Annotated in this window: 17 protein-coding genes and 1 tRNA gene; 11 read left to right on the forward strand and 7 right to left on the reverse strand. The window is 62.9% G+C overall.

Annotation, left to right across the window (positions count from 1 at the left end; all coding sequences use genetic code 11):
• The first annotated feature begins 112 nt into the window (after positions 1-112).
• The 8 genes from LDN82_RS06520 to LDN82_RS06555 all read left to right on the forward strand — a co-directional run bounded on the left by LDN82_RS06520 (position 113) and on the right by LDN82_RS06555 (position 8,166).
• On the forward strand, positions 113-919 hold the full coding sequence (locus tag LDN82_RS06520; protein ID WP_224166804.1) for a septum formation initiator family protein: 807 nt from the start codon (positions 113-115) through the stop codon (positions 917-919).
• 69 nt (positions 920-988) lie between these two features.
• A complete protein-coding gene (locus LDN82_RS06525) occupies positions 989-1,672 on the forward strand; it encodes a DUF501 domain-containing protein (RefSeq protein WP_224166805.1) in 684 nt (227 codons plus the stop codon).
• On the forward strand, positions 1,669-2,625 hold the full coding sequence (locus LDN82_RS06530; protein ID WP_224166806.1) for a Ppx/GppA phosphatase family protein: 957 nt from the start codon (positions 1,669-1,671) through the stop codon (positions 2,623-2,625). Before LDN82_RS06525 ends, LDN82_RS06530 begins: the two co-directional genes overlap by 4 nt.
• Complete coding sequence (locus tag LDN82_RS06535) at positions 2,622-3,995, forward strand: S8 family serine peptidase (protein WP_224166807.1); 1,374 nt, start codon at positions 2,622-2,624, stop codon at positions 3,993-3,995. Before LDN82_RS06530 ends, LDN82_RS06535 begins: the two co-directional genes overlap by 4 nt.
• Positions 3,996-4,033: 38 nt before the next feature.
• Positions 4,034-5,497: an FAD-dependent oxidoreductase gene (locus LDN82_RS06540; protein WP_224166808.1), complete on the forward strand. Its 1,464-nt coding sequence runs from the start codon at positions 4,034-4,036 to the stop codon at positions 5,495-5,497.
• Between the two features lie 60 nt (positions 5,498-5,557).
• Positions 5,558-6,478, forward strand: a complete 921-nt coding sequence (locus tag LDN82_RS06545; protein ID WP_224166809.1) for an N-acetyltransferase — start codon at positions 5,558-5,560, stop codon at positions 6,476-6,478.
• Positions 6,479-6,499: 21 nt separating this feature from the next.
• Positions 6,500-6,573: transfer RNA gene (locus LDN82_RS06550), tRNA-Leu, on the forward strand.
• 237 nt (positions 6,574-6,810) lie between these two features.
• Complete coding sequence (locus tag LDN82_RS06555; protein ID WP_224166810.1) at positions 6,811-8,166, forward strand: ABC transporter substrate-binding protein; 1,356 nt, start codon at positions 6,811-6,813, stop codon at positions 8,164-8,166.
• 154 nt (positions 8,167-8,320) lie between these two features.
• On the opposite strand, the gene LDN82_RS06560 is transcribed toward LDN82_RS06555, so the two are convergent.
• The 4 genes from LDN82_RS06560 to LDN82_RS06575 form a co-directional block, all read right to left on the reverse strand.
• Positions 8,321-9,091: an ABC transporter ATP-binding protein gene (locus tag LDN82_RS06560; RefSeq protein ID WP_224091581.1), complete on the reverse strand. Its 771-nt coding sequence runs from the start codon at positions 9,089-9,091 to the stop codon at positions 8,321-8,323.
• The gene (locus LDN82_RS06565) at positions 9,088-10,038 is read right to left on the reverse strand and encodes an ABC transporter ATP-binding protein (protein ID WP_224093904.1); all 951 of its coding nucleotides are present in this window, start codon (positions 10,036-10,038) and stop codon (positions 9,088-9,090) included. Before LDN82_RS06565 ends, LDN82_RS06560 begins: the two co-directional genes overlap by 4 nt.
• Positions 10,039-10,148: 110 nt before the next feature.
• On the reverse strand, positions 10,149-11,117 hold the full coding sequence (locus LDN82_RS06570) for a branched-chain amino acid ABC transporter permease (RefSeq protein ID WP_216924904.1): 969 nt from the start codon (positions 11,115-11,117) through the stop codon (positions 10,149-10,151).
• 9 nt (positions 11,118-11,126) lie between these two features.
• Entirely contained in the window at positions 11,127-12,524 is a 1,398-nt protein-coding gene (locus LDN82_RS06575; RefSeq protein WP_224166811.1) for a branched-chain amino acid ABC transporter permease, read from the reverse strand.
• 279 nt (positions 12,525-12,803) lie between these two features.
• Here LDN82_RS06575 and LDN82_RS06580 point away from each other — a divergent pair, with 279 nt between their 5' ends.
• Positions 12,804-13,727, forward strand: a complete 924-nt coding sequence (locus tag LDN82_RS06580; RefSeq protein ID WP_224091585.1) for a Bax inhibitor-1/YccA family protein — start codon at positions 12,804-12,806, stop codon at positions 13,725-13,727.
• Between the two features lie 94 nt (positions 13,728-13,821).
• Here the strand turns inward: LDN82_RS06580 and LDN82_RS06585 are convergent, their stop codons facing one another.
• Genes LDN82_RS06585 through galT form a run of 3 tightly spaced genes read right to left on the reverse strand, consistent with a single transcriptional unit; the run spans position 13,822 to position 17,431 of the window.
• The gene (locus tag LDN82_RS06585; RefSeq protein ID WP_224166812.1) at positions 13,822-15,060 is read right to left on the reverse strand and encodes an acetyl-CoA C-acetyltransferase; all 1,239 of its coding nucleotides are present in this window, start codon (positions 15,058-15,060) and stop codon (positions 13,822-13,824) included.
• Between the two features lie 53 nt (positions 15,061-15,113).
• The gene (galK, locus tag LDN82_RS06590) at positions 15,114-16,274 is read right to left on the reverse strand and encodes a galactokinase (protein ID WP_224166813.1); all 1,161 of its coding nucleotides are present in this window, start codon (positions 16,272-16,274) and stop codon (positions 15,114-15,116) included.
• Positions 16,271-17,431, reverse strand: coding sequence for a galactose-1-phosphate uridylyltransferase (galT, locus tag LDN82_RS06595; protein WP_224166814.1), 1,161 nt, complete (start codon positions 17,429-17,431; stop codon positions 16,271-16,273). The genes galK and galT overlap by 4 nt, the downstream gene beginning before the upstream one ends.
• 81 nt (positions 17,432-17,512) lie before the next feature.
• On the opposite strand from galT, the gene LDN82_RS06600 reads away from it, so the two are divergent.
• Entirely contained in the window at positions 17,513-18,496 is a 984-nt protein-coding gene (locus tag LDN82_RS06600; RefSeq protein WP_224166815.1) for an aldose 1-epimerase family protein, read from the forward strand.
• Between the two features lie 57 nt (positions 18,497-18,553).
• Positions 18,554-19,834, forward strand: a complete 1,281-nt coding sequence (locus LDN82_RS06605; RefSeq protein WP_224166816.1) for an AI-2E family transporter — start codon at positions 18,554-18,556, stop codon at positions 19,832-19,834.
• The last annotated feature ends 3 nt before the right edge of the window (positions 19,835-19,837 follow it).

The following is a 19,837-nucleotide window of genomic DNA, read 5'->3' on the forward strand; positions in this document are numbered from 1 at the left end:
TGCCTGCGGAGCCGCGGGCACAGCAGGACCTACGCAAGTTCCGCACACGTACGTTACGCGCAGGGCAAGCGCAGCAACCCGCCAGGCAAGCACCGGGCATTACAGGAGTGTCATGGCCACCCGTCGTCCAAAGGTTCCCAGGGCCGACGCCCTCGGAAGGCCAAACAGCGCAGGAAGGCCGAACAGCGCAGGAAGGCCGAACAGCGCAGGCAGGCCAAACAGCGCAGGCACGGCCAACGGCCCGGCACGGCCCGCTACGGCAGGCAAGCCAAACAGTGCAGGCCATGCCGACGGGGACGTCATCGAGGCAGAGTTCGGCGCCTCCCGCGCCCCTGCGGAATCCTCGACGCCGGCAACGGCCGCCAGAAAAACCCGGGCTCCCAAAACCCCGGGCAGCGGCAGAAGCCCCGCCACCAAAACCACGGGCAGCGGCAAGAGCCCAGCCACCAGGACGAGCCCCGCCGCGTCCACGAAAGCTTCAAGCAAGGCCTCCGGCAACAGTGCCGGTGATGCCCAGGACCTCGATCCCGTACCGGCCAAGGCGTTCTCGGGCAGGATGCTCGCGCTGGCCGTCGTCATGATTGCCATCACCATCATGCTGGCGCCCACGGTCCGGATTTTCCTGGAGAAACGGGCCGAAATCTCCGCGCTGGAGGCCGAGATCGCCAGCAAGCAGGCAGAGCAGGCGGAGCTGAACAAGCAGCTTTCCCGGTGGCAGGATCCCAACTACGTGAAACAGCAGGCCCGCGACCGCATTAACATGGTTATGCCGGGTGAAACGGGTTACTGGGTATTTGGCGGGGAAGAAGCCGCCGGTACCCCTGGGGGCCGCACCGGCTCCGGCTCATCCGCAAACCCGGCAAACCTGCCCTGGGTGGATGCGCTCTGGGAGTCAATCAGACGATCGGCAACAGACTAGACGCGGTGCCCGCCGCCGTCGTGTTCCTTCCGGGACATGGCCAAAAGGGCAGGAAGGTTGGCAGCGCAAGTGGAAGAGAACACGGCAGCCACGCCGCAGGAATCCCGCCAGCCATCAGCACGCGACCTCGATGTCCTCAGCCGCCAGCTGGGCAGGCCGGTGCGGGACGTGGTGGAGATTCCCGCACGCTGCGTATGTGGGAATCCGCTCGTGGCGGCCACGGCGCCCCGGCTCAGCAACGGGACACCATTTCCCACGACGTTCTACCTGACCCACCCGGTCATCACGTCCGCTGTGTCGCGCCTGGAAGCGGGCGGGCTGATGAATGAGATGAATGATCGGCTGACCGCGGACCAGGAACTTGCGGATGCGTACCATGGTGCCCACGAGGCCTACCTGCAGGCGCGCAACGAGATCGCTGGACGTTCCGGGACCGGTGCCGTGCCGGAAATCGACGGGATCTCCGCTGGCGGCATGCCCACCCGCGTCAAGTGCTTGCACGTCCTGGTTGGCCACTCGCTGGCTGCCGGTCCCGGGGTCAACCCGCTGGGCGATGAGGCCCTGGAAGCAATTTCAGAGTGGTGGACCAAGGATCGTTGCTACTGCGATGGCGCCTGGGACACTGCAGGCGAGGCGCCCTCGAGGGATCTTAGCCGTCATGGTCCTCAAGGCTTGCCTGACATCGTGGGTCGCCCGGCACCGGTCCGTAAACCCAAGGCCGGGTCCGTCAGCGAAGTGGTGGAGGACGCATGAGCCGCGTTGCTGCCATTGACTGCGGAACCAACTCCATCCGTCTCCTCATTGCCGATGCCTCGGCGAACGGGGCAACTGGGCCGCTGACCGACGTCGTGCGTGAAATGCGTGTGGTGCGGCTTGGCCAGGGCGTGGATGCCACCGGAGAACTTGCTCCCGAGGCCTTGGAACGCACCTTCTCCGCCACAGCGGACTATGCAGCGCTTATCCGCGAACACGGTGCCACGCGCGTGCGCTTTGCCGCCACCTCGGCCACCCGCGACGCGAGGAACCGCCAGGTTTTCGTTGACGGGATCCGTGACCTTCTGGGTGTGGAGCCTGAAGTTATCTCGGGTGATGAGGAAGCTGCGCTGTCCTTCGCAGGGGCAAGCAGTGTTTTGCCGGTAACGGGGGATGACGCCGTGCTGGTGGTTGACCTGGGCGGTGGCAGCACCGAATTCGTCCTCGGCGATGCCCATGGCGTGATTGCTGCGCGTTCGGTGGACATTGGCTGTGTACGGTTGACCGAACGGCACCTTCGCAGCGACCCACCTACGGCGGCGCAAATTGCAGCGGCAGAGGCCGACGTCGACGCCGCACTCGACCTCGCCGCTCAGACAGTCCCGTTGGACCGTGCCACAGCCGTGGTTGGCGTCGCGGGTTCCATCACCACCATCACTGCGCACGCCCTGGGCCTCAGCGAATACCAGCCGGACCGGATCCACGGCGCCTACCTGGACATTGAAACCATCAGCGACGCGTGCACCAGCCTGCTGGAGATGACCCGCGACGAGCGGGCGGTCCTTCCCTACATGCACCCGGGCCGCGTGGACGTTATTGGAGCTGGAGCCCTGGTGTGGCGGCGCATCCTGGAAAGGCTTGCTGCCGTGGGCAACGGTGCCATCGGCGGTGCAATTTCGAGCGAGCACGACATCCTGGACGGGATTGCCCTGAGTATCCGGGACTCCGCATGACCCTGCGATACCACCGCCTGCTTTCTGCTGCCCTGGCCACGATGCTGGCCGGGGGAGCGTTGGCGGGTGCGCTGTTGACTGCACCGGCAGCGATGGCAGACGCCTGGCGGGACAAGGAGTACTGGCTCAAGGAATCGGGAATCACGAATGCCTGGCAGGTCTCCAAGGGTGCAGGAGTCAAGGTCGCCATCATCGATAGCGGCGTTGACGGGAACCACCCTGACCTCAAGGGCGTCGTCGTGGGCGGAACGGACGTTTCCGGAGCCGGCGCGCCCAACGGACAGAAAAGCATAGGCGCCAAGACAGAGCACGGAACCCTTGTGGCCACCATGCTTGCCGGGCGTGGTCACACCACGCCCACAGCTTCCCCGTCGCCCTCAGCCTCGCCGACGGTTCCTCCTGCCGGGGGACCGGACGGGATCATCGGCGTCGCGCCTGAAGCGGAGATCCTGGCAGTGTCCACCTGGCTGGGGTCACCCAACCCGGGAGGCAAGACGGATCAGGAACAGATTCCGGACGCCGTGCGCTGGGCTGTGGACAATGGCGCGAAGGTCATCAATATTTCCCTGGGCAGCACCTCGCCGGTTTGGCCTCAAAGTTGGGATGCCGCCTTCCTGTATGCCGAGCAAAAGGATGTGGTGATCGTCGCCGCCGCGGGCAACCGGGTGGGTGGCAACGTGCAGGTTGGCGCTCCTGCCACCATTCCCGGCGTGCTCACAGTGGCAGGGCTCGACGGCGATGGCCGGGCCAGCGTCGACTCCTCCTCCCAAGGGATCAGCATTGGCGTTGCAGCACCGGCAGAAAATCTGTTGGGAGGCCTTCCCGGGGGCGGATACGCGCAATGGGCTGGAACGTCCGGGTCCGCGCCCATCGTTTCCGGCGTGGCTGCGCTCATCCGGTCCAAGTGGCCTGACATGAGCGCGAAGCAGGTCATCAACAGGATTGTCAGCACGGCCAAGGATGCCGGTGCCCCGGGCAAGGATCCCCTTTACGGCTACGGCGTGCTCAACGCAGAGGCAGCGCTGAAGGATCAGGTAGAGACAACAAGCACCAATCCACTCGGATCGATCGCGGACTGGATCCGCGTCCATCGGCGAGGTGACTTCAGCACGCCCTCCGAGGCCCCTGTGGCCAGTCCTACAAGCGCTGCACCCACCTTGGCAGATCCGACGGTTCCTGTCGCCGCCACTCCTGCACAAGTGGATGATGCCCTTCCGGCCGCTGTCGTACTCGGATTCGGCGGCATTTTCGCAGTGATCATCGTGGGCGCATCCATTCAGTTGCGCAGGGTCGCCAAGAACCCTTCCACTGCCGGGGAAGAGGCAGAAACTGGAACGCTGGAAGCGGTGGATCCACCCACCCGGAAGTAGCTAGTGAAGATTTTCACAAAGTGCTGTACTCTGGTTTCATGGCAACCACCCCAGAGCTCATTGACCGTCCCCGGGTTCTCGTCGTCGGCGGCGGCTACGTCGGCCTGTACGTAGCCCTTAAATTGCAGAAGAAGATCGCGAATGCAGGTGGCATCGTCACCGTCGTAGATCCACTGCCCTACATGACGTACCAGCCGTTCCTCCCCGAGGTCGCTGGTGGCAACATCGAGGCACGCCACGCCGTCGTCTCCCACCGTCAGCACCTCAAGCAGACCGAACTCATCCAGGGCCGCGTCACCAGCATCGACCACGCAAACCGCACTGCGGTTGTGGCTCCTGCCAATGGTGAAGCTCCGTTCGAGGTTCCGTACTTCGACGTCGTCATCGCAGCCGGTGCCATCACCCGCACGTTCCCCATCAAGGGCCTCGCCGACAAGGGCATCGGCCTGAAGACCATTGAGGAAGCCGTAGCACTTCGCAACAAGGTGCTGGAGCGCATCGAAGCCGCTTCCACCATGACGGACCCCGCAGAGCGCGCCAAGGCCCTCACCTTCGTGGTTGTCGGTGGCGGTTTTGCAGGCATCGAATGCCTCACCGAAATGGAAGACCTCGCCCGCGCAGCGGTCAAGAACAACCCGCGTGTCCGCCAGGAGGAAGTCCGCTTCATCCTCGTCGAAGCCATGGGCCGCATCATGCCCGAGGTCACCGCATCCCAGGCCGAGTGGGTCGTCGAGCACCTGCGTAGCCGCGATATCGAGGTCCTCCTCAACACCTCCCTGGACAGCGCAGAGGGCAACCTCAAGCTGATCAACCTCCCGGACAAGACGTCCGCCGGTGAAGTCGAAGCTGACACCCTCGTGTGGGCTGCCGGTGTGCAGGCCAACCCGATGATCCGCTCAACGGACTTCCCGCTGGAACCGCGCGGCCGTGTCCGCGTCCTCCCGGACCTCCGTATTGCCGGTGACGAAGGCATTGTCGAGAACGCTTGGGCAGCCGGCGACATCGCCGCTGTTCCGGACCTCACGGGCAAGGGCCTGCCGGACGGTACCTGTGTGCCGAATGCCCAGCACGCGCTCCGCCAGGCAAAGAAGCTCGCCAAGAACCTCTGGGCTTCCCGCTGGGACAAGCCGCTGCACGACTACAAGCACAAGAACCTTGGTGCTGTTGCCGGCTTCGGCGAGTGGAAGGGCGTTGCCAACATCAACCTGCTCGGCCGCATCGGCCTCAAGGGCGGCCTCGCATGGCTGGCACACCGTGGGTACCACGGAATGGCGATGCCCACGGTTGAGCGCAAGTTCCGCGTGATCTTCGGCTGGATCCTGGCCTTCTTCGCTGGCCGCGACACCACGCAGCTGATTGACCTGGACAACCCACGGGGCGCATTCGTTGCAGCTGCAACCCCGGCCCCCAAGCCGGCTGCTGCACCTGCACCTGCTCCCGCGCCTGCTGTTGCGGAAAAGCCTGCCGAGGACAAGACTCCGGTATCGGCTGACGCCAAGTAGTACACGTCCGACGACGGCTGCTCCCTCAGGGGAGTGGCCGTCGTCGTTTAAGCTGTTGCCATGCCTGGCGAAACCGATCTGAAGACCCTCCTGGAGTCCCTGCATCCTGTCATCAGGGATGGTGACTATGTGTACGCTCTCTGGCCGCACGGCAAACCGCTGGAAGGCGACATCGAGGCCGCCGTCCGGGAGGCCGAAGGTTTGACCGTGGTGCTGCGGCGCGACGAAGCGGACAGGCTTGGTCTTTCCTACGATTTCGTGGCCGCCTGGATCACGCTCCAGATCCATTCCGACTTGGAGGCGGTGGGTTTGACGGCGGCCGTGAGTGCGGCGCTGACGCACGCAGGCATCAGCTGCAACGTCCTGGCGGGCTTTCATCATGACCACCTGCTGGTCCCCGTAGCGGAAGCGGACCGAGCGCTGGACGTGTTGCGTTTGCTGGCCCGGGGAGTGGTCCTGCGGACAGAGCGGCCAGAAGACCGTCCTGAAATCCTGGAACTGACCGCCCGGGCCTTTTCGGTGTCTCCAGTGACCGGCGAACCGGTCCAGGGGACGCCCTTGGAGGTTGGATTGCTGCGCGAGCTCTTCGAGTGCGACGAGTACATTCCAGAGTTGAGCATCGTAGCTGAGATCGGCGGGGACATTGTTGGCCACGCCATCAGTACCCGTGGCTGGATCGGCGACCTGGAACTTGTGGGGTTGGGTCCCATCGGAGTGCTTCCCCAGTTTCAGCGACGCGGCGTCGGCTCGGCCCTCATGCGTGAAACCGCCGCGCGTGCCACGGCGGCAGGGGAGCCTGCCATAGCTTTGTTGGGCAGCCCCCTGTACTACCCGCGCTTCGGGTACGTTCCGGCCACCTCCCTGGGTGTGGAACCGCCCGAGGCTGCCTGGGGCGATCACTTCCAGCTGCTGCCGCTTCCGGCATGGCCCGACGGCGTTCGGGGGACCTTTCGCTACGCGGCGCCATTCGAACGCGTGTAGCTGGGATACCATGGTGCGGGCGCCCCAGTAGCCCAATTGGCAGAGGCAGCGGACTTAAAATCCGCGTGTTGTGGGTTCGAGTCCCACCTGGGGCACAAATGGAAGGGGAGGAGGTTACCTCTCCTTCCATTTCTTGCCCCAGTTTATTGGCAGCATTCTTCATACACTTTTCCCAGCAGGCTCGTAGATTCCCCACAGGCAACGAGTGTTATAGGGATGTGACCTGAATCACTTATCTTCCCGGATCAATTGCACTAGTTTGAGTCTTAATCAGGAACACCTGAGTTATCGCATCAAAGGCAGTTCGCACCTTTCGATCGAGGAGACAACGAATGTTTGATCTTTCCCAAGCGGCGCCCCGAGCCGCCAAGCTTACAGCGCTTGGCATTGGGGTTGCCCTCCTGGCCACAGCTTGTGGTGGGTCCTCCACGCCAAGCCAGACCGGGTCCAGTTCCGCCGCCGCTGCAGGCATCTCCTGCCCGGCTCCGAGTGCAGGGGCGGGAGCCGGCAACAGCCAGGCTGCTACCAACACGGGACCCGTACCTCCCTCGACCACCACTACCGCCACTCCTCTCAAGCTTGGATCGCTGCTGCCGACGACGGGGTCGCTCGCGTTCCTCGGCCCACCCGAAATCGCTGGCGTCAACCTCGGTATCAAGGAAGTCAATGATGCCGGCGGCGTCCTGGGCGCTCCTGTTGCCGTTGTGCACCGTGACTCCGGCGACACCAAGACCGACATCGCAACCCAGTCCACCACCGCCCTCCTGGGCCAGGGCGTGAGCGCAATCATCGGTGCAGCTTCGTCCGGTGTTTCCAAGACTGTTATCAACCAGATCACGGGCGCTGGGGTAATCCAGTTCTCGCCGGCGAACACGTCCCCTGACTTCACTACATGGGACGACAAGGGCCTGTACTGGCGTACTGCTCCCTCCGACGTCCTGCAGGGCAAGGTCCTGGGCAACTACATGGCTACCTGTGGTGCGCAGACCGTGGGCATGATCGTCCTCAACGACGCCTACGGCACGGGCCTGCAGAAGAACGTCAAGGAAGCCTTTGAGGCCGCTGGCGGCAAGGTTGTAGCCGAGGAACTCTTCAACGAGGGTGACTCGCAGTTCAGCAGCCAGGTGGACAAGGTCATCGCCGCCAAGCCCGACGCCATCGCACTGATCACCTTCGACCAGGCAAAGAGCATCGTCCCCCTGATCACAGGCAAGGGAATCAAGCCCACGCAGCTGTTCATGGTTGACGGCAACACATCGGACTACAGCAAGGACTTCCAGGCCGGCACCTTGAAGGGCGCACAGGGAACCATCCCCGGTACGTTCGCCAAGGACGCCTTCAAGCAGAAGCTCCTCGCCATCGATCCTGCACTGAAGGATTACAGCTACGCAGGCGAGTCCTACGACGCCGTGAACCTGATCTCGCTGGCCTCTGAAGCTGCCAAGAGCACCAAGGGCACGGACATTGCAGCCAAGCTCAAGGACGTTTCCCAAGGTGGCGAGAAGTGCACCGACTTCGCCTCCTGCGTAACCCTGCTTCGCCAGGGCAAGGACATCGACTACGACGGCCAGTCGGGTCCGGTAACGTTCTCCGACGCCGGTGACCCCACCGAGGCATACATCGGTATCTACGAATACCAGGACAACAACACCTACAAGCCGGTCCGCGAAGAGTTCGGCAAGCTCTAAGCCAAATCCTGACCAGACCGCAACCGGAACAGGTCCCCTTCCTCTCGGAAGGGGACCTGTTCTGCTTCATGGGGGTGTGTTGTGGGGCAACGGCGGCACATGAAGGAGGGCCCTGGGTATACCCAAGGCCCTCCGTGCGTGCGTGATGCGGCTCCTAGACCTCGTCGGCCAGGGTTCCCAGGTACAACTGGATGACCTTGGGGTCCTTCATAAGTTCGCGACCCGTGCCCGTGTAGGCGTCCTTCCCTTGGTCCAGGACGTAGCCGCGGTCGCAGATCTGCAGGCAGCGGCGGGCGTTCTGTTCCACCATGATGACTGAGACGCCGGCGCGGTTGATCTCATGGACCCGCAGGAACGTCTCGTCCTGCTTGACGGGGGAGAGGCCCGCCGATGGCTCGTCGAGCAGGAGCACCGCGGGATCCATCATGAGTGCCCGCCCCATGGCTACCATCTGCCGCTCACCGCCTGAGAGGGAACCGGCCCGCTGGGCACGTCGCTTGGCCAGTTCGGGGAAGAGGCTGGCAACGAAGTCGAACCGCTCGGCGAAGTCCTTGGGCCGCTGGAACATGCCCATCTGGAGGTTCTCTTCGATGGTGAGCGTGGCGAAGACGTTGTTGGTCTGGGGTACAAAGCCGACGCCCTGCGTGACAAGCTTGTTGGCCTTCAGGCCGGTGAGATCCTGCCCTCTCACCACCACGGTGCCCGAGTGGACCTTGACCAGGCCGAACATGGCTTTTAGCAGGGTGGACTTACCGGCGCCGTTGGGGCCGATAATTCCGATCAGCTCACCCTTGCGGGCCTCGATGGAGCAACCGTTGAGGATGTTAACGCCAGGAATGTAGCCAGCCACCAGGTTGGTGACTTTGACGACGGAATCGCTGGCGGGTGCATCTGCTGAGGCGGGCATTGCGCTGGTGCTGCTCATTTCCCGTCCTCCTTCTTGGTTTCTACGATGTCGGAGAGGATACCTGCGTCTTCCGTTCCCACCACCGACTCTTCGTCGGCCTCGAGCTCTGCCTCAAGCACCTTGATGCCTTCTGCGTCACCGAGGTCGACGTCGTGGTGTGCGCCGAGGTAGGCGTCGATCACGGCAGGGTTCTTCATGACCTCGCCGGGAGGACCTTCGGCCACGATCTTTCCTTCTGCCATGACTACTACCCAGTCTGCGATGTGGCGCACCATGTTCATGTCGTGCTCCACGAACAGGACCGTCATGCCTTCAGCCTTGAGGTTCTTGATGTGGTCCAGGAGGGACTGGGTCAGTGCCGGGTTCACGCCGGCCATCGGCTCGTCGAGCATGACGAGCTTGGGCCTGACCATCAGGGACCGTGCCATTTCCAGGAGCTTACGCTGGCCGCCGGAGAGTGAAGCCGCGTAGTCATCCTTCTTGGTGTCCAGCTTGAACTTCTCCAAGAGCACGTGTGCCTGTGCTGTGATCTCCTTCTCGCGGCCGCCCCAGATGCCCTTGAACAGGGCTTTGGAAAGACGCTCGCCTGGCTGGTCCGCGGCACCGAGCCGCATGTTTTCCATGACTGTCAGCTTGCCCATGACTTTGGTCAGCTGGAATGTCCGCACCATGCCCATGCGTGCCACTTTGTAGGACGAGACGCCGGCAATGCTGTTTCCTTCGAACTGCCACTTGCCCGTGTTTGGCGTGTCGAAGCCGGTGAGCAGGTTGAACAGTGTGGTCTTGCCGGCACCGTTCGGCCCGATCAATGCAGTGATCTTGTGGCGCGGAATTTCCAGGTATTCCACGTCCACGGCGTTGATGCCGCCGAAGGAACGGGTGACGTTTTCGGCCACGACGATAGGATCGCGCTTTTTGCAGCCGGGGGTGTTTTCCCCGACCGCAATGGGGCGGGAATCGGTCATGTAGTCGATGCCTGCCTCGTCGCTTGGCGTAGCGCGGTGGGCAGAACTACCACTGCTGGAAGGCGTAGCTGGGTTCATTGGGTTGTTGCTGTTGTGTTCGTTGGTCTCACTCATGCGAAAGCAAGCTCCTTCTTATTGCCGAAGACGCCTTGCGGGCGGAAGATCATCAGGAGCATCAGGGCCACACCAACAAGGATGTAGCGCAGTTGGCCGGCCTGAACGGTGGTCAGCCAGGTGATGACTCCGGATTCGATGAGCCCATAAAGCAGGCTCTGCGTCAGCGAGAGCACTACCCAGAAGATCATGGCTCCGATCACGGGGCCCAGGACGGTTGCCATGCCGCCGAGCAGGAGACAGGTCCAGAGGAAGAACGTGAGCTCCGTGCCGTAGTTGGACGGTTGGACGGCGCCGCGGGGGAGGGTGAAGATCATGCCTGCAAGGGCACCCAGGATGCCGCCGATGATAAGGGCCTGCATCTTGTAGGAGTAGACGTTCTTACCAAGTGACCGAACGGCGTTCTCGTCCTCGCGGATGCCCTTCAGGACGCGGCCCCATGGGCTGCGCATCAGCAGCCAGACAAGCAGGCAGCAGATAATGACCAGGCCCCAACCGACAACGCGGATGAAGAAGTCACGGTTGTTCATGCCCATGTAGGACCCCTCGGGGAAGGGATTCATGGAGTAGAAGCCACCCTCGAACGCGGCCAGTCCGTTTGCCGAACCCGTGACGCTGGTGAGCTGGTTGGTGGTGACAACGTAGCGCACAATTTCTGCTGCTGCGATCGTGACGATAGCGAGGTAGTCCGCCCGCAAGCGCAGGGTCGGAATGCCCAGGATAAAGGCGAAGATCACCGAACACAGGACCGCGATAAGCAGCCCGATGAAGAACGGCGTCTTGAAGGTCAACGTGGAGATGGCGAAGCCGTAGGCTCCCACTGCCATGAATCCGGCCTGGCCGAAGTTCAAAAGGCCTGAGTAGCCGAAGTGGACGGCGAGGCCCAGAGCAGCAAGTGCGTAGGCCGCCGTCGTCGGGCTGAACAATTCGCCAAGGGCGCTGGAAAGAATAAATCCGAAGTCCATGGCCCGCTCCTAACCCACACGCTCACGCCGGCCGAGGATACCCTGCGGTCGGAACAGAAGGACAACAATCATGATGAACAAGGCGCCAACGTACTTGAGGTCGGCGGGGAGGCCAAAGACAGTCGTCAACTCCACGAAGATCCCGACGACGATGGAGCCGATGAGGGCACCAAAGACAGTTCCCAGGCCACCGAGCGTCACGCCGGCGAAGATGAGCAGCAGGATTTGCGAGCCCATGTCGAAGGTCACGCCGGGCCGGTAGTAGGCCCACAGGATGCCGCCGAGGGAAGCGAGGACGCCGCCAACAATCCACACGAGCCGGATGACCGAGTCGACGTCGATGCCGGAAGCAGCCGCCAGGGCAGGATTGTCTGCCACCGCCCGGGTTGCTTTGCCCAGACGGGTCTTCAACAGGACGATGCCGATCAGGGCAATCACCACGGCACTGATCAACAGGGACCACAGGTTGTTCGGAGAGATGGAGATGGGCCCGATCTGGACTTCTGCGCTTTGGGCTCCGGGCAGCTGTTGGGTTGCGCCGCCAAAGAAGAACTGGATGACGTAGCGGATAGCCAGCGCCAGGCCGATGCTGACAATCATCATGGGCACCAGGCCCGAGCCGCGCCGTCGCAGAGGCCGCCAGAGCCCGGCATCCTGGACGTACCCGAAGAGCCCGCCGCCGATCAGCGAGAGCAGGATGGCCAGCCAGAACGGCAAACCAAAACCGTTGAACATGAATACCAGGACAGCGCCCATGGTTACCATCTCGCCGTGGGCGAAGTTGGTAAGGCCTGTGGTACCGAAGATGAGGGACAAGCCCACGGAGGCAAGTGCCAGGAGCAGGCCGAAGCTCAGTCCTGCGACGAGGCGATTGAGGAGGTTTTGGCCGAAGTCCTGCTGCTGGACGACGATGCCTTTGCCGAACGCGAAGATCACCGACAGGTTGGACGTTTGGTTGAACGTGACATCGCGGGGATTCTCCTGGCCGTCGGCCAGCTTGATGCCCTCCGGCAAGGTGGAGGTATCCAGCTCAACCCTGTACGTGCCCTGCACCGGGACGCCAATGCTCCAGGCGCCGTTGGCTCCGGAGGTTGCTTCGCCTTCGAATCCGTTGCCCGAGGCCTTGATCTTCACGCCCGGTATGGGAGCACGGGCGTCGTCGCGGAGGAAGCCGCTGATATTGTTCTGGAAATTCGTTGGGGATGGCGAAGGCGAGGGGGTGGTAGCCTCCGCCGAGGGGGCGGCGATCAACAGAGTGGCAATGAGGGCTGCGAAGAACGCCCCCACGGCTCTCTGCAGTCCCTTGGACCGTCTCATGGACGGGTCGCGCAGTGTGCTTCTCAAAATGGAAACCTCCACAGTGGGGGTGGTCCCGGCTGCGCCATTGCAGCCGGTGCGAACGGTCATGGGGCTTGTGAACAGTTCTTGCCTAGCTGCCTCGATTGTGATCTAAGTCACCCATGTGTGGCCTATGTTACCGCTCGGTGCGGCTAAAAAATGCACAGCATAGAGGTCAGAAGATCGCGATCGGATAACAACTGTGAAGCTATAGGCAACAAGCAATCTTCCACATTCGTGTCACGGTTGAGTTTCGTCTGGGTGAACAAGGGAACTTTCCCTGCCTTGGGCGCGTGGTAATTGGTACCGTGAATTATCACTTAGCCCTTTTTCAGGAGGACACCCGCAATGGCACTTGGCGGAAACCCTATCTTCAACGGAAAGAATTTCCGTGGAGCCAAACAGGCACCGCCTGTTCCGCAAAATCCGTACTCCAACCCGTACGGCCAACAGTTTAACCAGGCACCTGGCCGCGCGCCCGGACAGGTCCTCGACGCCCAGTCAGCTTGGTCCGCTCCGCAGCAGAACATGACCAACGAACAACTGCAGCAGATGTACAACCAGCCTGCAGCAGGACCCGCCGAAACCGGGCGGATGACCTACGACGACGTCATCATGAAGACCGTCGCGTGCCTTGTGGCCCTGGTCGTCGGCGCCGGCATCACGCTCTTTGTGGCTCCGGGCCTGTCCACGATGCTCATGATTGTCGGTGCACTGGGCGGTTTCGTCCTGGCACTGGTCAATACCTTCAAGAAGCAGCCTTCTCCCGCGCTGATCCTGGCCTATGCGGGCCTTGAGGGACTCTTCCTCGGTGGCCTGACCCGGATTCTTGACGGAATGTTCCCGGGCGTGGGCCTCCAAGCGGTCATCGGCACGCTGGCCGTCTTCGGCGTTACGCTGCTGCTGTTCAAGAGCGGTAAGGTCCGGGCAACGCCCAAGATGGTGCGCTTCTTCATGATCGCCACCATCGGCTACGCGGTCTTTGCGCTGATCAACCTCGTCATGATGTGGACCGGCGCGGTCCAGGAACCGTTCGGCCTGCGCACGAGTATCACGATTGCAGGCATCCCGCTGGGTGTCTTCATCGGCATCCTGGCGATTGGCCTGGCAGCTTTCTCGCTCATCATGGACTTCACCAGCATCGAAGAAGGCGTCCGTGCCGGCGCCCCGGAGCGCTACTCCTGGATCGCTGCCTTCGGCCTGACCGTCACCCTGGTTTGGCTCTACGTCGAAATCATTCGGCTCCTGGCGATTCTGCGCGGCGACGACTAAGTCCGCCCGGGTTCAGGAAAAATGCCCCCGAAATTATTTCGGGGGCATTTTTTTGTCTAAACGGGTTCAACCATGGGCGCCGTCCCAGAAGGCCTCAACCCAGGCGTTCGAAAACAACAGCCATTCCCTGGCCGCCTCCCACGCATAATGTGGCCAGGCCAAGGGTTCCGTCGCGTTCTTTCAAGCCATTGAGGAGCGTAGTGGTCATGCGTGCTCCAGTCATGCCGAAGGGGTGGCCCAAGGCAATGGCGCCGCCGTGGACGTTGAGCTTCTGTGGGTCGATGCCCAGTTCACGGGCGCTGGCAACCACTTGGACCGCAAAGGCTTCGTTGAGTTCCACGAGGTCGATATCGTCAATCGTCAGTCCTGCCAGTGCCAACGCCCGCCGCGTTGACTCAACTGGCCCCATGCCCATGAGTTCGGGTGAGAGGGCTGAAACGGCGGTGGAGACAACGCGCGCGAGCGGTTGTAGTCCAAGCTCGCGCGCACGGGAGTCACTCATGACCAGGACGGCGGCGGCACCATCGTTCAAGGGGCACGCATTGCCCGCGGTTACTGTACCTTGGGGCCGGAAAACGGGCTCAAGGGCGGATACGGCTTCCAAGGTTACTCCTGCCCTCGGGGAGTCATCCTGCTCAACCAGGGTCCCGTCCTTGCGCGTGTATGGTGTGATTTCGCGGGCGTAGAAGCCCGAGGCGATGGCAGCTTCGGCGCGATTCTGGCTCAGCACGCCCCACTCGTCCTGCTCTGCCCGGCCTATTCCGTAGCTGGTGGCCACATTCTCGGCTGTCTGGCCCATGGCGATATAGATATCGGGAAGCCTCCCGCCAAGCCGCGGATCCGTCCAGGGAATGTTCGACGCCGCCCGGGCAGCTGTCCGCTGGGCTGCTGCTTCGAAAAGTGGGTTGTGGTTGCCGGCGTCGGTCTGTCCGGCCCCTGCCCAATTCTGGTATCTCGAGACACTTTCCACGCCGGCCGAGACGATCGCGTTCGCTTCACCGGTCTTGATCGCGTGGAATGCCATGCGAAGAGTCTGGAGGCTGGATGCGCAGAACCGGTTGATGGTCGCTGCCGGTACGCGGTCCAGTCCTGCAAGGACAGCTACGACGCGGGCCATGTTGGAGCCCGCTTCGCCGCTGGGTTCGGCGCATCCCAGCAGGATGTCATCAAGGCCGCCTCCATTTTCGGCGGCAGGATCGAAACCTGGAACTTTCGCGAGTGCGGCCTGCACCATGGCGGTCGCAAGGTCGTCGGGGCGTTCGTCCTTGAGGGAGCCTTTGAAGGCCCGCCCGATTGGACTTCTGGCAGTGGAAACGATGACAGCCTCAGTCATGGCCCCAGCTTACGCCCGGCATCTGGAATGAAGACGGGCGTAAGCCTGGGCGGTCAAGCCAAGCGAAGGGCGCCTGCTGCCGGAGTCACCGTGAAGATGTCAGGGGCGGTAAAGCCGCTCTCAGTGAAGGAACGCACGACGGCGTCGCGCACCTGCTGCTCCCGGCCTGCCGGAGTCAGGGCGATGGCAGAGCCGCCGAAACCTCCGCCGGTCATGCGGGCGCCGATCGCGCCGTTGGCCCTGGATGTCTCCACCGCGAGGTCCAGCTCAGGGCAGGAGATCTCGAAGTCGTCGCGCATGGACACGTGGCTGGCGTCCAGCAACGCACCAATGCTGGCCGGGCCTTCGCTGTTGAGGGTTTCCACGGTCTGAAGTACCCGGTCGTTTTCGGTGACGACGTGCCGGACCCTGCGAAGGGTTGTCTCATCCAGCAAGCCCGCGGCTTCCTCCAAGGATTCCACGCCGACGTCGCGCAGTGCTTTGACGCCGAGAATTTCGGCACCCAACTCGCAGGAGGCGCGCCTGGAGGCGTAACCGCCGTCGGCGTGTGAATGCGACACCTTCGTATCGATGACCAGCAGGACCAGGCCCGATGCCTCGGCGTCGAAGGGGACAAGGTCAACGTGCTGGTCCCGGCAATCCAGGAACACGGCATGACCCTTGGCTCCGCGCAGTGAAGCTGACTGGTCCATGATGCCGGTGGGTGCGCCGACGAACACGTTCTCAGCGCGCTGGGTGGCAAGCACCAGATCCTCTGCGCCTAAACCTGCCCCTGTGAGGTCGTTGAGGGCGGAAATGACGGCACATTCGATTGCGTGGGAAGACGAGAGCCCGGCACCCAGCGGCACGTCCGAATCGAGCAGCAGGTCAAAACCGGGAACGTCGATGCCACGCTCTTTCAAAGCCCAGGCAACGCCGAGCGGGTAGCGCGACCAACCGTTGCCGGATCCCGGCTCCAGGTTTGAGAGGTCCGCCTCCACCAAGCCGTGGCCACCGAACAGGGACAGCAGCCGCACCGTGGAGTCCGTACGAACCCGAACAGCCACCTTGGCCGTCTTATCAATGGCGAACGGCAGGACGAAGCCCTCGTTGTAATCCGTGTGTTCACCGATCAGGTTCACGCGCCCCGGTGCCTGCCACACGCCGTCGGGAACTGAGCCGAAAGTTTCCTGGAAGCGGGCCGAAAGCACGCTGGTGTCAGTGGTGGTGCTCATGCTCGGGTGCCTTCCAGGGTGTCGGTCAACTGTGTGGTGTCGGCGGCTGCGGCGACATCGCGGAGTCGCTGCGCCACAGCTTCGGGGGTGGTGTCATTGATGAACGCGCCCATGGCTGCTTCGGAGCCTGCCAGGTACTTGAGCTTATCGGCAGCGCGGCGCGGTGAAGTCAGCTGCAGGTGCAACTGGCCGGCGGGGCGCAGGGCCGGGTCCAGCGGTGCCTGGTGCCAGGCGGAGATATACGGCATGGGCGTGGGGTAGAGGGCATCAAGCCGCTTCAGCAGGTCCAGGTAGACGTGGGAGAGCTCGTCGCGTTCTTCACCCGTCAGGGCAGCGAGGTCAGGGACGCTGCGGTGGGGGACCAGATGAATTTCCAGAGGCCAGCGGGCGGCGAAAGGCACGTAGGCACTGAAGTGCTTGGCTTCGAGGACCATGCGGCTGCCATCCTCGCGTTCTGCTTTGAGCAGTGACGCGCCGAGCGTTTCTTTCGCGTCGACGTCGTCGTAGTATTTGCGGGCTATCGCGCCCAGAGTGGCAGCCCGGGGCGTGACGTAGGGGTAGGCGTAAATCTGGCCGTGGGGGTGGTGCAGCGTGACTCCGATATCGGCGCCGCGGTTCTCGAAGGGGAAGACCTGCTTGATGCCGGGCAGGGCACTTAACGCCTCTGTACGTTGCGCCCATGCCTCGATGACGGTGCGGGCGCGGGTCTCTCCCAATTCGGCGAAGGATCCGGTGTGCTGCGGCGTGAAGGCCACAACTTCGCAGCGACCGAAGGCGGGCCCGGTGACCCCGTGGCCGGCGAGTCCGTTGCGGGGGATCTCCGGGATGTCGCCCAGTGCCGGTCCCAGTGAGGGGAATCGGTTTTCGAACACCACGACGTCATAATCCGGGGCGGGGATCTCGGATGGGTTATCAGCAGTGGTGGGGCAGATAGGACATTGGTGGGCCGGGGGGAGGTGGGTGCGGCTTTGGCGATGGGCGGCCACTGCTACCCATTCGCCGGACAGGGCGTCGTATCTGACCTCTCCGGGCTCGCCACGTGCCGGAAGCCCGCGGTGGTCCACCAGCGAGTCCGGTGTGCGCTCGGGAGTTCCGGGGTCGTCAAAGTAGATCAACTCACGGCTGTCAGCGAGGCGGGTGTGGGTCATACGGATCATGGGTCCATCATCCCACAAAGTAATCAAAAACGCATAGTTTCAAACAAAAGTTAACAAGTTGATCCGGGGAAGTGAGCAGGCATGCAGTACGGTATTGCCATGCCTGCCTCTCCGCCCCCTGCATCGTTGCCAGACGCCCAAAGCCCGGCCGAATCAGCACCCCGCCGCTTCGCCACAGGCCGCCAATTCGAGCTTCGACGGGACGATGCGCTCGCCGTCGTGACCGAGCTTGCTGCAGGCCTTCGGCTGTACTCCCGCGGAGGCATCCAACTCACCGAAAGTTACGGTGATGCCGAGATTCCGCCAGGCGCCACAGGCATCACGCTCGCCCCGTGGGCCAACCGGGTGGAGGATGGCGTCTGGTACCTCAACGGCAAGAAGCAGCAGCTCGATATCACCGAGGTCTCACGCAACAACGCCAGCCACGGACTTCTCCGGAACACGGGCTACACCCTGGTGGACGAGTCCGAGTTCTCGGTGACACTGGAAGCAACTGTCTTCCCCCAGCACGGATACCCTTTCCTTGTCCGGCACATCGTTCGGTATGAGCTCGACGAAAACCTGGACCTTCGTGTCTCACAGACGATGGTCAACGATTCCCAGGACGATGCTCCCGTGGTCCTGGGCGCCCACCCCTATCTCCGGCTGGGGGAGGTGGCCGCCGAAGATTTGGTCCTGACCGTCAAGGCAGCCACCCGCCTGGTAGCGGACGAGCGATTGATTCCCCGCAGCGCCGCTGAGGTGGAGGGCGATTTTGACCTTTCTGCAGGTCGGGCGCTGGGCAGCTTGGACATTGACGTCGCCTTGACGGACCTGACGTTCGACGGCGGTGTGGCCCGCCATACGCTGACCGCGCCGGATGGACGCAGCGTGTCGCTGGAGCAGGACAAGAACTGCCAGTATGTCCACGTGTTCGTCACGGACACCTTCCCTGGGCGATCAAAAGTAGTCGCTATTGAGCCCATGACCGGTCCAGCCAACGCCTTTAACAGCGGGGATGGCTTGCGTTGGCTTGCGCCGGGGGAGACCTTCACCATGGCGTGGGGGATTACCGCCTCCATCTAGGCCACCTGCGCGGCGGGCCGGTTTCCCATACAGGGCGGGCTGCGGAATTATGGGTTCATGACGCCAACACCGGACGCCAAATCACGTTCTGACCGACAAATAGCCCAAGACATTCCCTACGGGGTGCGCATTGCGGCCGCATGGTCGTGGCGCATGGGCCTGATCCTGCTGATGATCGGCGCTCTGGTCTGGCTGCTGGGCAAGGTCAGCTTCCTCATCATTCCGGTGATGGTGGCGGCCCTCCTCGCCGGACTCCTCTACCCGGTGGTGCTCTGGCTACGGAAGCGGAATCTGCCCAACGGTGCGGCGGTGGCCATCACAGTGTTGGGTTTCATCGGGGTTATCGGGGGTGCCCTTGCGCTGGTCGGCAGGCAACTTGTCTCAGGATTCGGGGAGCTTTGGACCGAGGCGCTGACGGGAATCCAGCAGATCCAGGACTGGCTGTCTGCCGGCCCCCTGCACCTGACAGCAGACCAAATTGACCAGTACATTTCCGACGGCGTCACGGCCCTGCAGGACAACAGCAGCAGCATCCTTAGCGGTGCCCTGTCCTTTGGCAGCACGGCCGGACACTTTGCCGCCGGATTGGTCCTGGCCCTGTTCATCCTGATCTTCTTCCTGCTCGAAGGCAGCCGTATCTGGGGCTTCCTGGTCCGGCTCCTGCCCAAGACAGCCCGAAGGGCCGCTGATGGTGCCGGACGGCGCGGCTGGACCTCCATGGTCAGCTATGTGCGGATCCAGATGTTCGTTGCTTTCGTCGACGCCGTGGGCATCGGAGCCGGTGCCGCGATCATCCAGGTTCCGCTCGCGCTTCCGCTTGCGGTCCTGGTGTTCATCGGTTCGTTCATTCCCGTAGTGGGTGCGCTGGTCACCGGTGCGATCGCCGTCCTGCTGGCCCTTGTGGCGAACGGACCCGTGAATGCGCTGATCATGCTGGCCATCGTCCTGCTGGTCCAGCAGCTTGAAAGCCACATCCTGCAGCCGCTGGTCATGGGTAAGGCTGTGGCACTCCATCCCGTGGCAGTGATCCTTTCGGTAGCTGCCGGATCCTATCTCGCGGGCATTCCCGGAGCATTGTTCGCAGTTCCGCTGCTCGCCGTAGTAAACACGGCGGTTCGCTACATTGCCGGCCGGACGTGGGAACATGATGAAGGATTGGGCGCGGCCGAGCTGCAGCCTGGAGACGCATCGTCGGAAACTGATGGCGACTCCAACTTCAAGGAAGTCCACCTTCCTGGAGCCGGATCCCGCAGCGGCAGCAGCGCCGCCGGCAAGACCAAGGCCGCAGATAACACCTCCGTCCAGGAGCCTGCAGTTGACACCAACAAAGGAGAATAGTCA

It is taken from the genome of Arthrobacter sp. StoSoilA2 (assembly GCF_019977195.1).
GTDB lineage: Bacteria > Actinomycetota > Actinomycetes > Actinomycetales > Micrococcaceae > Arthrobacter.

Coding starts and splice junctions, on each gene's coding strand:
- LDN82_RS06520 (WP_224166804.1), top strand. CDS start 113: ATGGCCACCCGTCGTCCAAAGGTTCCCAGGGCCGACGCCCTCGGAAGG.
- LDN82_RS06530 (WP_224166806.1), top strand. CDS start 1,669: ATGAGCCGCGTTGCTGCCATTGACTGCGGAACCAACTCCATCCGTCTC.
- LDN82_RS06535 (WP_224166807.1), top strand. CDS start 2,622: ATGACCCTGCGATACCACCGCCTGCTTTCTGCTGCCCTGGCCACGATG.
- LDN82_RS06540 (WP_224166808.1), top strand. CDS start 4,034: ATGGCAACCACCCCAGAGCTCATTGACCGTCCCCGGGTTCTCGTCGTC.
- LDN82_RS06545 (WP_224166809.1), top strand. CDS start 5,558: ATGCCTGGCGAAACCGATCTGAAGACCCTCCTGGAGTCCCTGCATCCT.
- LDN82_RS06555 (WP_224166810.1), top strand. CDS start 6,811: ATGTTTGATCTTTCCCAAGCGGCGCCCCGAGCCGCCAAGCTTACAGCG.
- LDN82_RS06560 (WP_224091581.1), bottom strand. CDS start 9,091: ATGAGCAGCACCAGCGCAATGCCCGCCTCAGCAGATGCACCCGCCAGC.
- LDN82_RS06565 (WP_224093904.1), bottom strand. CDS start 10,038: ATGACCGATTCCCGCCCCATTGCGGTCGGGGAAAACACCCCCGGCTGC.
- LDN82_RS06570 (WP_216924904.1), bottom strand. CDS start 11,117: ATGGACTTCGGATTTATTCTTTCCAGCGCCCTTGGCGAATTGTTCAGC.
- LDN82_RS06575 (WP_224166811.1), bottom strand. CDS start 12,524: ATGACCGTTCGCACCGGCTGCAATGGCGCAGCCGGGACCACCCCCACT.
- LDN82_RS06580 (WP_224091585.1), top strand. CDS start 12,804: ATGGCACTTGGCGGAAACCCTATCTTCAACGGAAAGAATTTCCGTGGA.
- LDN82_RS06585 (WP_224166812.1), bottom strand. CDS start 15,060: ATGACTGAGGCTGTCATCGTTTCCACTGCCAGAAGTCCAATCGGGCGG.
- galK (WP_224166813.1), bottom strand. CDS start 16,274: ATGAGCACCACCACTGACACCAGCGTGCTTTCGGCCCGCTTCCAGGAA.
- galT (WP_224166814.1), bottom strand. CDS start 17,431: ATGATCCGTATGACCCACACCCGCCTCGCTGACAGCCGTGAGTTGATC.
- LDN82_RS06600 (WP_224166815.1), top strand. CDS start 17,513: ATGCAGTACGGTATTGCCATGCCTGCCTCTCCGCCCCCTGCATCGTTG.
- LDN82_RS06605 (WP_224166816.1), top strand. CDS start 18,554: ATGACGCCAACACCGGACGCCAAATCACGTTCTGACCGACAAATAGCC.